The sequence below is a fragment of the Umezawaea sp. NPDC059074 genome, assembly GCF_042738955.1.
Classification (GTDB): domain Bacteria; phylum Actinomycetota; class Actinomycetes; order Mycobacteriales; family Pseudonocardiaceae; genus Umezawaea.
In genome coordinates this window covers 1-15008 of the sequence record NZ_JBHYHC010000124.1, presented here as the reverse complement: position 1 = coordinate 15008, position 15008 = coordinate 1, and the positions used below count along the sequence as shown (strand labels likewise).

Below are 15008 nucleotides of genomic sequence, written 5' to 3'. Positions count from 1 at the left end.
ATGCTTGTTAACACTCGGTTTTTTGCGGGTAACGACCCGTGAATTAAGGCTCAGCGCCCCACGGACAAGCAACAGTTCACGTCCCCATGTCCCACTAATGGAGTAATCATTAGTTTGCCGGCCAGCGTTAAGGGGACGATGACGCCGGCAACTAGGCCGCACAGCCCAACACCCGCTGCTCCGCAAGAAATTTCCGGTCGTCAGCGCCCTTGACGTGATCGGGGTCACAGGCTATACAGGATCAATTAGTCCCATCACTGGACTAATTATGCTTTCGGTTCTCCGCATTTCGCTATCGCATTGCGCCCTATTGACAACGTTGTCATCCCCTGCTGGAGCGTCCATGCCCATTCGAATTCCTTCCTTATGTTTCGCTCTTGTCTCGACCCTGGTGGTGATGACCGCGCCCGCCGTGGCGCAACCGGACCCCGAGCTCGTGACGAACCCGACGAGCCTGGTGAACCCGTTCATCGGCACCGGCAGCGGAGGCGAACACGTCGGGTCGGTGAACACCTTCCCCGGCGCGGCGGCCCCGTTCGGCATGCTCACCTGGAGCCCCGAGACGACGTCCCGCCCGTCCGGCGGCGGCTACGAGTACGGCGACACCGCCACGACCGGGCTGAGCGTCACGCACCTGTCCGGCGTCGGCTGCCCGATCCAGGGCGACCTGCCGATCCTGCCGACCACCGGCGAGGTCACCGGCACCCCGACGCGGGCGACGCAGCCGTTCCGGCACGCCGACGAGAAGACCAGTCCCGGCGCGTACTCCACGATCCTCGGCGACATCACCACCCGCGTGGCCACGAGCACGCGCGCGGGCGTCGGCCAGTTCGGCTTCCCGGCGACCGACCGGGCCAACGTCCTGTTCAAGGCGGGCAGTTCGCAGACGGCGAACACCGCGACCTCGGTGCGGATTTCGGGGCCGGACAAGGTGATCGGCTCGATCAGCGGCGGCCACTTCTGCGAGCAGGCCAACACCTACACCGTGCACTTCGCCGCCGTGTTCGACCGCCCGTTCACCGCCACCGGCACGTGGCAGGACAGCACGATCACCCCCGGCGGCACGGCGATCGACGGCCCGCGCGCGGGCGCGTGGGTCAGCTTCGACACCCGGCAGCAGCGCCAGGTCGGCATGAAGGTGGCGATCAGCTACGTCAGCACCGACAACGCGCTCGCCAACCTCCAAGCGGAGATCCCCGCGTGGAACGTCGACACCGTCGCCGAGCGCACCCGCACCGCGTGGCACAAGCTGTTGTCCAAGGTCCAGGTCGGCGGCGGGACCCGTGACCAGCAGGTGCAGTTCTACACCGCGCTGTACCACTCCCTGTTGCACCCCAACGTGTTCAGCGACGTCAACGGCCAGTACCCCGGTTTCGACAAGCAGATCCACACCGCCGCGCCGGGGAAATCCCAGTACGCCAACTTCTCCGGCTGGGACACCTACCGCACCCTCGTGCAGCTCCAGGCGATGCTCGCCCCCGGCGAGACCAGCCAGATGATGCAGTCGCTGGTGAACACCGCCCAGCAGGGCGGGTGGCTGCCGAAGTGGCCGGTGGCCAACGGGTACACGGGCGTGATGAACGGCGACGCGGCCGACCAGCTGATCGCGTCGGCGTACGCGTTCGGGGCGCGGGACTTCGACACCCGCGCGGCGCTCGCGGCGATGGTGAAGGGCGCGACCGTCGTGCCGACGCCGGACCAGTTGGGGCAGGGCTACTACGAGCAGCGGCCGGGCCTGGACGACTACCAGCGCGCCGGGTACGTCGCGAACCGCCGCGCCACCGACATCTCGCACGTCCCCAACGGCGCGTCCGCCACGCTCGAGTACGCGCTCGCCGACTTCGGCATCGCCCAGTTCGCCAAGGCCACCGGCGACCAGGCCACGTACCGGAAATTCCTGGCCAGGTCGCAAAACTGGACGACACTGTTCAACGGCGGCTCCGGTTTCCTGCAACCCCGCGACGCGTCGGGAAACTTCCCGGCGGGCAATCCCGTGACGACCGGCATGGGCGTGTTCGGCCAGTCCGGCTTCCAGGAGGGCAACGCGGCGCAGTACCTGTGGCTGGTGCCGCAGAACGTGCGCGGCCTGCTCGACGCGATCGGCGGCGACGGCAGGGCCGTCACGCGGCTGGACCGGTTCTTCACCCAGGACAACGCGGGCCCGAACAGCCCGTTCTACTGGGCGGGCAACGAGGTCAACATGCACGTGCCGTGGCTCTACAACTACGCCGGGGCCCCGTACAAGACGCAGGAGATCGTCCGGCGGACGCTGAACACCCGCTACGCCAACACTCCCGGCGGTGAACCGGGCAACGACGACCTGGGCGCGTTGAGCTCCTGGTACGCCTGGTCGGCGATGGGCCTCTACCCGGCAACGCCCGGCACGGACACGCTGACCGTGACCGCTCCCCTGTTCCCGGTCGTCCGGCTGAACCTGCCCGACCACCGCACGACCATCTCCGCGCCGGGCGCGCAGACCTACGTCCGGCAGCTCTCCGTGGACGGCGTCACGACCCAGCGGACGTGGCTGCCCGGTTCGGCGGTCCTCGGCGACGGTCCCGGCGGCAAGTCCACGACGACCCTGCGTTACCGCCTCTCCGACCAGCCCGACCGCGCGTGGGGCGCGGCCGCCGCGAACCGGCCCCCGTCGTTCCCCTCGGGCCCGACGACGTTCCCGCCCGGCGTGACCCCGGTCGAGCTGACCACCGACCCGCCGAGCCCCACCGCGAAGGTCGGGGCCGCCACGGCGAGCACGTGGACGTTCACCGTCGGCGCGGGCACCGAACCCGCCGTGCCCTCGACCGTCACGTCGGTGGACTGGCAGGCCACCCCGCCCGCGGGCGTCACGGTGACGCCGTCGTCCGGGACCGCGCAGGTCAGCGGCGGGAAGGCCGTGGTCTCGGTGTCGCTGTCCGCCGCCGCCGGGGTCACCCAGGGCTTCACGTCCATCCCGGTCGCCCTGCGGTCCTCGGTGGCGCTGTCCCCGCTGGAAGTCCCGGTCGCGGTGATCGGCTCCGACGACACCGCGCGGGTGTGCGGCGTCCTCGGCGACCCCAACGTCGACCACGGCCTCGCCCAGTTCGAGACCCCCGGCGACGGCGTGACCACGCCCGTCACCGTGGGCGGGCGGTCGGCGCGGCGCACGGTCGAACGGGTGCCCGGCGGCCTGCACATGTACTTCACCGTCGACCACCGCGTGGCACAGGAGGGGCGGTTCACGACCACGTTCACGATCGACTACTACGACGAGGGCACGAACTCGTGGAGCCTCCAGTACGACGCCGACGGGGCGAGCGCTTACCAGCACGCGGTGACCGTGACGAATCAAGCGAGCGGCACGTGGAAGACGGCCGCGGTAACGGTGCCCGACGCGGCCCTGTCGCACCGGCAGAACGACCGGACGGATTTCCGCATCGCCTCGGCGGGCCCGGTCACCCTTCACCAGGTCACGGCCGAGATCAGCGGGCCCGGCACGCTGCCGATGGATCTCTGCGACTGAACGCACCTGGTCAGCGGCGTTCACAGGTGGTAGAAGAACACCTAGCGACTGCTCCAACCGAGGTCAGAGCGATGCCGGAAAAACTGATGCGAACGAACCACCTCCACTCTGCGTATCTAACCAAGACACCGGCGTACCACTTCTTCACCCGGTTGTGGCACGATTCCGGCCACCACTCGCGCCGGCAGCGCATGACGGAAGGAGCCAGGTGAACGCCCGTACCGAGCAGGTCGACGACCTGCAGCTCGTCGCGCTCCCCAGCGCGGTGAACTGCGCCGAACTCTTCGCGCGCTTCTCACTGGCCGAATGGTCCCTGCGCCCGATGCAGGACGAGGCGGCGCACGTGCTGGGCCACTTGGTCGCGTCCGTGGTGGACACCGCCAACCACCGAGCGCCCCGCTTCATCACGCTTCGGTTGCGGTTGTCGGGCAACATGCTGATCCTCGAGGTCGAGATCGACCCGTACGCGCCCAAGCCGGGGCCGACCAACGCGCTGAAGGGGCGGCACGCCGGGATCCTGCAACTGGACGACGGCTGCACGCTGCTGTGGTGCGAGCTGCCGCTCCCGACCGGCATGACGGCGTCCGCCGTGCCGCTGCCCCGCCGGGAGCCCCGCCGCTCGCCCGCGGCCGAGGGGTTGCCGCCCGAGGCGACCGAGGTGGACCCGCAGGTCATGGAACGCCTGCTCTACGGGCTGGGTGGCTCGCAGGGCTGGCAGGGCGACTGACCTCCGACACGACTCCGGTGCCCGTCCTCGGTCGATCCGGGGGCGGGCACCGGCGTGTCCGGCCTCAGACCCTCCGCGAGGGCGAGGGGGTCGACGCGGTGAGGACCGGTCGGTCGTCGACGGGGTCCACGACGTTCCAGTGCCCGCGCACCGGGTCGCCGTCGATCCGGCTGGTGGCCGACGGCGGACCGTGCCGCACCAGCCTGGTGATCCGCAGGACCCGGCCCGGCCGGACGCGCAGCACCGAGCGGACGATGTTCTCCAGCGCCGCCAACGGGAGCGCGAGCGCCGGGGTCAGCGGGACGGTCCACAGGTCGGCGGGCCGCGGCTCGCTCACCACGGCGGTCCGGTTGACCGGCCCGCCCTCGTGCCAGGCGGCGACCGGCAGGACCGCGCCCGACCAGCGGGCGGGCCCCGGCGTGGCGGGCTCGTCGGAGGACTGGACCACGGCGGGCGGCACGTCGACCGCCACCCGCTCGTAGCCGACGCGGAGTTCGGCGACCCGGCCGACGCCCGGCCGGTCGAACCGCACCTCGACGACCGGTGCGCCGTCCGCGGTGGACAACGTGGTCGTGCGGCGCAGTTCCAGCGCCCCGCACTCCAGCCGCAGGCCCTCCAGCAGCACGGTGATGTCGCCGATCCAGGCCACCGCGGGCTCCTCGCCCTCCGGGTGCGCCCACACCGCCGAGGCCAGCGCGTTCTCCAGCAGCACGCCGACCGGCACGGCGGGGTCGCCCGACACGGTGAAGTCGGCGAGCACCGGCGCGCTGGCGCCGTCGAACAGGACGTCCGAGACGAACTCGGCGCCCGGCCGGAAGCTCACCGGCGTGCCCAGGTGGAAGACGCGCGGGTAGACGGCGTCGAACTCCGGCACCTCCCGGTGCACGGGGAACCCGCGCACCTGCACGGGGTTCATGGCGCTGCCGAACGCGCGGAGGAACGTGACCTCGCCGCGAGCCGGGGCGCGCAGCTCCTCCGACCAGCGGCGGGAGCCCTCCTCGACACCGATGGGGCTCATGTACCGCACGCCCGCGTCGTAGTTGGTGATCATGCCCATGCGTTCCCACATCGGCCAGCACAGCGTGGAGACCGGGAACGGGGCCCGCGCGTCCGCCCAGAGCCCGAGGCGGGTCAGGCCGTCGTTGGCCGCGGAGTAGGCGATCTGGCCGACCATCCCGCCGAGCCGCCCGCTCATGGACCCGGTGTTGCAGAAGAACTTCAGCGGCCGGTCGCGCAGCGCGCCGAACAGGTGCGCGAAGCCGTCGACCTTGGTGGCGACGGTCAGCACGAAGTCGTCGTCCGACGTCCGCGGCAGGCGGGTGGCCATGTCGACGCCCGCGTTGTGCACCACGCCGGTCAGCTCCGGCCCGAGCCTCGCCACCAGCGCGTCGACCTGCGCGCGGTCGGTGAAGTCGCAGACCTCGTAGTCGAAGCGCAGGCCGTCGGCCCTGGCCGCGGCCACGTTCGCGCCGAGCACCCGCCGCTGCGCCATCCTGGTCGTCTCCGCGCGGGCGGCGGCCAGCGTGCCGTCCGCGGTGGCCCGGATCCACAGCGACCGCTGGTGGGCCTTGAACGCCTCGTCGTCCAGCGCCTGCCACCCGTCGTCGGGGCCGGGCAGCGGGTGGCGGCCGGTCACGACCACGCGGCACCCGTGCTCCGCGGCCAGCGCCGTGGCGGCGGCGTACCCGATGCCCCGGCCGCCGCCGGAGACGAGCACGACGTCGGACGGTCCCAGGTCGACGGTCGGCGCGGGCACGTCCTCGGGGTGCGGCGCGAGGGTGTACCGGTTCCCGCCGGAGTAGCCGACCTCGTAGGAGCCCCACCGGTACAGCTCGCGCAGCAGCACGGACGGCAGGTCGGCGACCTCGGCCGGGTCGACGTCGACGACCTTGGTGTTCAGGTTCGGCAGCTCGTGGTGCAGCGTCTTGGCCAGCCCCGCCCACAGGCCGCCCCACGGCCGGTCGCTCACGTCCCGGTACCCCATCCGGCCACCGAGGTAGGTGACGGCGACGTAGCACGTCCGGACGGCGTCGGTCTCCTTGGACCAGGCGTCGTAGCAGCCGCGGAGCGCGCCGACCGTGCGCAGCAGCGCGGGCCGCCAGTCGGCGGAGAACCCGCCGTCGAGGGTGAGGTCGACGACGCCGTCCGGGCGGTCGTCCGCGTCGCGCAGGTGGCCCTGGCCGACGAGCACCACGCCGTGCGCGAGCAGCGCCGCCGCGACGGCCTCGGACGTCTCGTCGGAGCCGCCGATCAGCAGGATCCGCTTGCCCGCGAGGAGCTCCGACGGCGAGGGGTCCGGTGTGGACGTCCGACGTGGACGCCACACGAACCGGCGGGTGCTCACGACAGCACGCGGGAGGACGTCGTCGCCGCGGTGAGCGGGTCGACGTACCCGAGCACGGACGCCTCCACGTCGTGGACCTGGGCGACCACGCGGCCGTCCGCGGTGGCCGCGACGAACCGGTTGCCGAGGTCCGGGCGGTCCACGGTCGAGCCCGCGGGCGTGGCGTACAGCTCCAGGTCGCCGTGCAGCGCGAGCAGGTCGTGGTCGTCGCCGCGCTGGTAGAGGTCGATCCGGCGGATCGACCGCGGGACGGCCACCGGCAGGACGCCGTCCACGGGGGCCAGCGCCTCGGTGCGGACCATCGCGTCGAGCAGCACCGTGGGCACCGGGCCCGTCGGCGGCCGCACCTCGGCGGGCGCGAACCTGGCCCGCTTGCCCTGCGGGTGCAGGCGGGTGTCCGTGGTGGCCACGAACGGCCCGGTCAGCAGCACCGGCGAGGAGTCGAGGTGGTACGGGTCGGGCAGCGCGACCTCGTCGTCCTCCGGCCACGCCTCCCAGTGCGGGGCGGGCGGGAACTCCCGCGCGAAGCGCACGACGACGCTGGTCAGCAACCGGTCGGCGACCAGCTCGACACCGCCGGGCGACACGACGTCCGCGGTGATCCGCACCTCCACGGTCGTCACCCGGTCGCCCTGCTCCAGCAGCCGCGCGGAGATCCGCTTCGCCCCGGCGGGCTTCTCCTGGACGAAGTGCTCGAACCGCAGGTCGGCGAAACCGATCACCTCGTGGTCCGGCACCAGTTCCGCGGCCACCTCGGCGGCCAGCGCGGTGAGCCCGCTCGCGGGCACGGTCGGCGTGCCGCGGACCAGGTGGTGGCCGATGTCCGGGACGTCCTCCGGGCGCAGCTCCCGCACGACCTCCGTGCGCGGCGTCGCGGGCTCCAGGTAACCGGGGTAGAGCCCCCTGCCGAACTCCAGCTCCGCCGCGCCCATGTGCAGCACGAACGGCCGCCGGTTGGCCGCGTGCAGCTCGCGGACGAAGTGCCGGACGCCCTCGCGCACGGCCATGTGCGTGTAGTGGCCGCCGCGCTTGAAGTACGAGCGGGACAGCGCGTCCGCGCCGATGCCGACCCCGTCCCACAGCGTCCAGCCGACGGTGTACTCGTCGGAGCCGGGCAGGGCGGCCGCGTGGTCGGCGGCGGAGGCGAGGAAGTCGTTGCCGGAGCCGTAGTCCAGCTCGCCGGGGAGCCCGAAGTAGCCGAGCAGCGAGCCGAAGTTGCACCACAGCGCGGGCGGCCGGTCGCGCAGGGCGCTCTTGAGGTTGCGGTAGCCCTCGACCTTGAGGTCGCGGATGGCGCGGAACTCGGCGAAGTCCTTGTCCGGGATCAGCGCGGACCGGTTGCGGCCCGCCGCGTTGATCACCAGGTCGATCCGGTCGTGCGCGGCGAGCACCCCCGCCACCGCCGCCTCGACCGCGGCCCGGTCCGTCACGTCGCAGGTGAGGTAGGTGACCCGGTCCGCGCCGCAGTGCTCGACCATCTCGGCGACGTTGCGGTGCGCGGCGCGGGCGTCGACCATCCGGTCGAACTCGCGGGTGAGCCCGCTCACGAGCGCGCCCCGCCGTGCGGCCAGCCCGGCGCGGATGAAGTGGCTGCGCCCGGCCGCGAACTCCTCGTCGGTGCCCTCGAACACCTCGGGGCCGTAGCGGTCCAGCGGGTTGCTGCCCACCAGGTACAGCCGCGGCCGGAACACCCGCGCCAGCTCCTTGACGACCTCGGCGGTGATGCCGCGCGCGCCGCCGGTCGCGAGCACCACGGAGTCCCGCGACAGCAGCGCGTCCGCCGGGTGGGCCAGCTCGATCGGCTCGGGCACGAGCACGGACGTGCGGCGGACGACGTCGCCCGTGCCGTCCTCGTCGAACACCACCACCGGGTACAGCCGTTCGGCGGCGCTCTCCCGCTCGGCGCGGCGCACGGCCGTCGCGAGGTCCGCGCCCGCGGCGAACACGCCGAACGCCAGGCACTCCGGCAGCTCGTGGTGGACGCACTTGACCAGCGCGGCGAACAGGCCGTTCGCCGGGTGGTCGCGGTCGTCGGGCCGGGCGCCCAGCAGCAGCGAGACGAACGAGCCGTCACCGGCCGCCAGCACGTCGTAGCGCTCCTGCACGACCAGGAAAGCGGTGTCGTGCAACGCGGTGAGCCGGTCGTCGCCCGCGAGCACGGACGTCGAGACCGGCGTCGCGCCGAGGTCCGCGACCAGCCGCAGGTGCCGCGCGGACGACCCGGACAGCAGGGTGCGGACGGCGAGCGGTGTGCGGGCGGTCAGCTCGTGCCACCCGGCGCGGGGCTCGCGCAGCGGCCGGGTGGAGATCACGACCGCGTCGGCGGGCACGTCCACGCCGTCGAGCAACTCGGGGTCGTCGGTCACGACGACGGAGCCGGGCGGGAAGAACGGCGTCCGGGGGCGGACGTCGACGGGGGGCGCGTGCCGCAGCCGCGGCACGTACCGGCCTACCTCGGGCGGTGGGGCGACCGGGTCGGTGAACTCGGGCGGCAGCGCGTCGGCGGGCTTCCCGGCCACGGTCAGGTCCACGCGGACGCCGTCGCACACCACGCTCACCGGGCCCTCGGGACCGGTCAGCGCGCGGGCCAGCGCCACCGCGCCCGCCGCGCCGGTGTACCGGGCGTGCTCGGCGGCGTCGACGGTCCGGCGGCGGTCGCCGGACGCGGGCACGTCCAGGGTCGCCAGCACGGGCAGGCCGTGGGCCGCCGCGGTCTCCTCGGTGGTCAGCGCGAACAGGAACGCGCCCTCGGCGAGCGCCTCGTCGGGGCCGACGAGGTCGCCGAGCAGCTCCCGGTACTCGGGAAGGGCGTTGCCGTTGAACCCGCCCACCAGCGCGAAGTCCAGCTCCCCCGCCACGAGGTAGCGGTGCGCCACGTCGACCGCCGTCAGCGCGGAGGACAGGCCGGAGTCGAGGGTGATGTTGGGCCCGGTGAGGTCGAAGTAGTTCGCCATCCTGGCCGAGATCACGTTCGCCATCATGCCGGGGAACGAGTCCTCGTTGGACGGTGGGACGAGCCTGCGGACCCGCGCGGACAGGCCTTCCACGAAGTCCGGCGGCAGCGCGAGCGCCGGGTCGGCGGCCAGCCCGGCGATGATGTCGTCGAGGTAGCAGCGGGTGGCGTAGAGCATCGCCGAGCGCGTCGGGCCGAGGTTGCCCACGACGACGCCCGCCCGTTCCGCGCCCCGCTCCCACAGGTCGCCGAGCTGCTCGCGCAGGTCCCGCGCGCAGTGCAGCGCCATGAGCTGGCAGCGGTCGACCGTGCGCACGGTGGACGCGGGCAGTCGGACCTCGGCGAACGGCGGGGTCGGGTAGAACTCGCCGAAGCCGTCGTCGGGCGCGCGACCGCCTCGCAGCCAGTCGGCGATGTCGGCGGAGGTGGCCAGCCCCGGCAGGTGGCCGGACCAGCCGACCACGACCACGGACCGGTCGGTGGGCGTCGCCGGGCGCGGCGGCGTGCCCGCCGGGTGGTCGCGGAGCAGCACGTGGGCGTTGGTGCCGCCGAAGCCGAAGCCCGAGACGGCCACCGTCCGCGGCCGGTCAAGCTCGCGCGGCCACGACCGCGCCTCGGTGGGCACGGTCAGCGCGGTCTCCGCCATCCGGAACTCCTCCGGCGCGGCGGCGAACCGGTGCTGCGGCGGGATCGTCTCGTGCCGCAGGCCGAGCACGGCCTCGATCACCGACACGACGCCCGCGGCCCAGCCGGTGTGGCCGATGAGCGACTTGTTCGACGTGACCGCCGTCGGGCCGGTGGTGCCGAAGTGCTTGCGCAGCGTGGTGAACTCGGCCAGGTCGCCCGCGGGCGTGCCGGTGGCGTGCGCGATCACCCAGTCGACGTCCTCGCCGCCGTTCTCCCGGCCCGCGAGCGCGCGGCGCACCGCGCGGTCCTGCCCGTCCGCGTTGGGGGCGTACACGGCCTTGCCCCGGCCGTCCGACGACGAGCCGACCGCCTCGACCACGGCGAGCACGCGGTCGCCGTCGGCCTCGGCGCGGCTGAGCTTCTTCAGCACCACGACCGCCGCGCCGTCGGCGAACATCACCCCGTCCGCGTCGGCGTCCAGCGACCGCACGTCGCCGCGGCTGGACAGCCCCTGGAGCTTGGCGAACAGCACCGTGCCGCGCGGGGCGAGGGCGAACGCGCCGCCGCACACGGCGACGTCCTGCTTGCCCATGAGCAGGCCCTTGACGCCGATGTCGATGGCGTAGAGCGAGGACGAGCAGGCCGTGTCGACCATCGTCGTCTCGGTGCCCTCGGGCAGCAGGCCCGCCATCGCGAGCGCGCCGACCCGGTGCGGCAGGAACCGCGACGGCTCCTCCACGCCCCGCCGGTACCGCGCGCGCAGCGCCTCGGTGACGCCGTCGAGCAGCGCGGCGCGGTCGGGGCCGGTGAGCGGCAGGTCGGCGAGCACCTCGGCGGACAGCCCGGTGGCCGACGCGAGCACGCTCGCCTCCTCCAGGTGCTGGCTGCCGTCGGCGGTGTAGCCGACGAGGAACGAGAACCGGTCGTCCGGGCGGGTGGTCACGCCGTCGAGCGCCTGCACCAGCGAGTGCCGCAGCCAGCGGGTGGTCAGCTCCTGGTCGGCGTGCGCGGACGGCACGTCCGCGCCCTCGGCGGGGACGAAGTCGGTGATGAAGACGCCGTTGTCCTGGTAGCCCTTGTCCTCGCGGGCGGGGTCGGCGGAGTGGAAGCTCGCCCGCGCCCACCGGTCCGCGGGCGCGGGCTCGAACAGCTCCGCGCCGTCGAGCCGCAGCCGCCAGAACTCGTCCGGGCCGTTCGCGCCCCCGACGACCATGCCCATGCCGACCACGGCGATCGTGTCGTCGTCCTCGACGGGCTCCTCGACGACCGGGGCGGCGTCGGGGACCGGGGCCTTGCGGGGCGCGAGGGTCGACGCGCCCAGGCCGAGGCCGCCGTCGACGAGGAGGACCTGGCCGGTCATCCACGCGGCGTCGTCGGAGGCGAGGAACGCGACGACGCGGGCGAACTCCTCGGGCGTCCCCAGCCTGCCCAGCGGCGTGGACTCGGCGACCACGCGCCGCATGTCGGCCGCGTCGGGGAACCGGTCGGCGGCCTCGCTGTCCAGCATCGAGGCCGTCGCGGTGTTGACCCGGATGCCCAGCGGGGCGAACTCGACCGCGAGGTAGCGCATGGCCGCCTCGACCGCCGCCTTCGCCGGGGCGCACGCCAGGTAGTTCGCCATCACCGTCTGGGAGCTGCCCACCGACGACACGGTGACGATGGCGCCGCCGCGGCCCTCCATGAGCGGAGCGGCCAGGCGGGAGCACCGCAGGGCGCCCTTGAGGTTGACGTCGAGCGCCCGGTCCAGCATCTCGTCGGTGACCTCGCCGACCGGCACGAGCGCGCCGTTCGCCGCGTTGTTCACCAGGATGTCGAGGTGCCCCCAGCGCGCCCGGATCTCGTCGAACAGCCGAGTCGTCTGGTCCGTCCGGGCTATCGACGCGCGGAGCAGGTCGACCCGCGCCCCGGTCGCCTCCAGTTCCTCGCGCGTCCGCTTGGCGGCGTCGTGGGAGTGGAAGTAGTTGATCAGGACGTGGGCGCCGCGGGAAGCCAGTTCCGCCGCGATGGCCTTGCCCACTCCCCGTGCCCCGCCCGTGACCAAGGCGAGTTTCCCGGAGAGATCACGCATGGTGCCCACTCCGTTACCTGGTGGCGGCGACGGGGTAATCGAGGTTGCCTTCCGCGATGGCCGTCAGCACGAAGTCGACGACCTTCCCCATCGTGTCGTAGTCGGCGAGACGAACTCCTCGCGCGCGCTCGGAAATGCCGTACCGAGAAGCGACACGGGTCATCAACTCGATTTGCTTGACCGAGTCGACTCCGAGTTCGGCTTCGAGCAGCACGTCGTCCGTGAACACCTCTTCCGGATATTCCAACGCTGTGGCGTAAACCGATCGAACCTCCAGCAGCAGGTTCTGCCGGTCGATCTTCGCGGTCGGCACCGACGCCAGTTTCACCACGGGCTGCTCCGGCGGTTCGGCGGGCAGCGCGACGAGCCTGATAGGGGTGGGTGACGTGACCGAGTCGAGTCCGGGTGGAATAGGGGCGGATGCGACAGGTTGGGAGGAAACGGGCACGGTCGGGATCGGATCAGGGGTGACGGGGGCGACGGGCGCGGGTTCCGGGGCCGCCTCCCGGTTCGACGGCGCCCGTCCGGAGGACGTGTACGCGGCCAGGCGGTCGGCCACCAGGCCGGCGACCTCCACGCGGTGCTCGGCCCAGAACGCGGCGAACACGACCGGGTCGACGTCCGGCGCGAGGGTCTCGCCGAGGCGCCGCACCGACTCGCCCTTGAGCCAGCCGCCGACGCGCAGCGCGGCGAGCGTGGCGGACAGCGCGAGCGCGTCGTCGCGGCCGCGGGCGAACGTGGCCAGCGAGGTGGTGTCGTGGGGCACGACGGACGTCACGAGCTTGCTCAACGCGGTCAGCGCGCCCGCCTCCACGAACACCCGGCCGCCGTCGGCGTGGACCCGGCGCAGGCCGTCGGCGAACGCCACCGGCTGCACCAGGTGACCGGCGAGGACGTCGGCCAGCACGTCGTCCTCGCCGTAGTAGCGGCGCAGGATCGGCGAGTAGACCCGCACGTCCAGGCGTCGCCGGGGCAGCGAGCGGATGCGGTCGGCGAACTCCGCGACGGCGGGGCGCAGCACCGGCGAGTGGAACGGGAACGGCGAGTGGAGCCGCACGGAGCCGATGCCGAGGTGGCGGGCGACCACCTGGAGGGTGTCCATCCCGCCGGACGCGCCGCTGATCACGACCTGGCGGTCGTCGTTCTCCGCGGCGACCGCGACGAACGGGTCGCCGACGAGGTCCACGAGCAGTTGCGCGCGCGTGCGCGGGGTGCTCAGGGCGAGCAGGTAGCCGTCCGGCGAGAGCGCCTCGACGGCCCGCACGCGGTGCGCCACGATCCGCGCGCCGTCCTCGACCGAGTAGGCCCCGGCGGCGACGAGCGCGGCGATCTCGCCCAGGCTGTGGCCCATCAGGACGTCCGGCTGGAGGCCCTGCGCGGTGAGCACGAGGTGCGCGGCGACGTCGACGGCGTAGATCGCGAGCTGCGAGACCCAGGGGTCGTCGCGGAGCAGGTCGGCGATGTCGACCGGGCGCGGGCCGAGGACGACGGGCGAGAGCGGGCGGCCGAACAACTCGACGGCGACCGCGTCGACCGCGGTGAAGACCTGCGCGACCTCGGGATGTTCCCGGTGAGCCGCGCGGAGCAGCTCACCATCGAAAGCGCCCTGCCCAGGGAAGAGCAGGACCACTTTTCCTTCAGCCATCGTCGTCTGCCCTTCGGATCGTGCACCGCTCGGTACCATGCTCATTGCCTAATGTGCGCTGAAAGCCGAACCAGGGCCGGCGCCGGAAATACTAGCAGCGCCACTTGGATTCTCAAGCCCCCTGGCCTCCCCCTAAGGCAAATGATATATATCAATGGGACCCCTAGCCGCGAGCGTACCTCCGCACCTGCTGGTATTGCCGTCTTAGGCTTATAACAAGGTTACGAAAAAGAAGATTTATACTCTACGAAAACCGGCGGTACCCAGCGGCCGAATGCGACCCGCGTCACCTCGCCGGAACAGCCCGACCGGCCCCTTCGGACCGAGCCCGGCGCACTCCGGGGCAGTTCGACGGGCCCACCCGCGGGTTTCCGGTCAGCCGAATGGGAACGTCACGATTCCCTCACGGACCGTCTCACCTCGCCGCGCGCCGCGCACACCGCCGCGCTCGCCGCCGGACGTGGTGGATCAGGGCGGCGGCACACCTCCGCCACGGCGGCAGGGGCCCCCTATTGAGACCCTTAGCCTGAGCAAGCATCCGCGGGTCGGATGGACAACGGCACTCCCCATTCGCCCCCGTCCGGCGGTCACGGGCGAAACTCCCCCGCCTATCGACCGGAGTCCGGAGCCCTCGGCGGGACGCGGACGTCGGTCACGAATCGGCGCAAAACAATTGACACCCCTGTGAATTGCACGGGATAGTGATGGTCAACAGCTTCCTGGAGGACCACATGACGGACGCACAAGGACGGGGTACGGGTCGCCCCATCGACAACTCGCACCACGGCCGGGGTCCGGTCGTGGTCGGGTGCCAGCTCCCCGCGTGGCGCATGCGCGACGCTCTGACCAGCGAAGGTTTCGCCTGCTGACGGCCTGACCGCCACCACGCGGAGCCGCCGATCGCCCAGCGCGAATCGAGCGGCTCTTTTCACGCTGTACTCGCGGAACACATTCCGCCAATTCGACGACCTCTTTTCCGGAGGGTTGGCCGAGCGGCTCAAGGCACCGCCTTGCTAAGGCGGAATCGGTAACGACCGAACGCGGGTTCGAATCCCGCACCCTCCACCGAGCCCCGGTGGGGGGCGGGGTTATGGGCGGGGACCGGGGGGGGGAAAGGAATTAGGGGGGGGTCGGCGGGGGGGGGC

The 15008-nt window shown here is 72.5% G+C and carries 5 protein-coding genes and 1 tRNA gene; 3 read left to right on the top strand and 3 right to left on the bottom strand.

The window, feature by feature from the left end; all coding sequences use genetic code 11:
- Window positions 1-268: 268 nt before the first annotated feature.
- Both ACFWW9_RS36580 and ACFWW9_RS36575 read left to right on the top strand, forming a co-directional pair.
- Window positions 269-3499 (top strand): GH92 family glycosyl hydrolase, encoded by a 3231-nt coding sequence (locus ACFWW9_RS36580; protein ID WP_390386925.1) that lies wholly within the window; start codon window positions 269-271, stop codon window positions 3497-3499.
- A 208-nt stretch (window positions 3500-3707) separates the two neighbouring features.
- Complete coding sequence (locus ACFWW9_RS36575; protein WP_390386924.1) at window positions 3708-4226, top strand: ATP-binding protein; 519 nt, start codon at window positions 3708-3710, stop codon at window positions 4224-4226.
- Window positions 4227-4290: 64 nt separating this feature from the next.
- Here ACFWW9_RS36575 and ACFWW9_RS36570 read toward each other — a convergent pair whose 3' ends face one another.
- Genes ACFWW9_RS36570 through ACFWW9_RS36560 form a run of 3 tightly spaced genes read right to left on the bottom strand, consistent with a single transcriptional unit; the run spans window position 4291 to window position 13863 of the window.
- On the bottom strand, window positions 4291-6570 hold the full coding sequence (locus tag ACFWW9_RS36570; protein ID WP_390386923.1) for a KR domain-containing protein: 2280 nt from the start codon (window positions 6568-6570) through the stop codon (window positions 4291-4293).
- On the bottom strand, window positions 6567-12218 hold the full coding sequence (locus ACFWW9_RS36565; RefSeq protein WP_390386921.1) for an SDR family oxidoreductase: 5652 nt from the start codon (window positions 12216-12218) through the stop codon (window positions 6567-6569). Before ACFWW9_RS36565 ends, ACFWW9_RS36570 begins: the two co-directional genes overlap by 4 nt.
- A 13-nt stretch (window positions 12219-12231) precedes the next feature.
- Window positions 12232-13863 (bottom strand): acyltransferase domain-containing protein, encoded by a 1632-nt coding sequence (locus tag ACFWW9_RS36560; protein WP_390386919.1) that lies wholly within the window; start codon window positions 13861-13863, stop codon window positions 12232-12234.
- Window positions 13864-14841: 978 nt separating this feature from the next.
- Between ACFWW9_RS36560 and ACFWW9_RS36555 the strand changes: the two genes are divergently transcribed.
- Window positions 14842-14928, top strand: a tRNA-Ser gene (locus tag ACFWW9_RS36555).
- Window positions 14929-15008 lie beyond the last annotated feature (80 nt).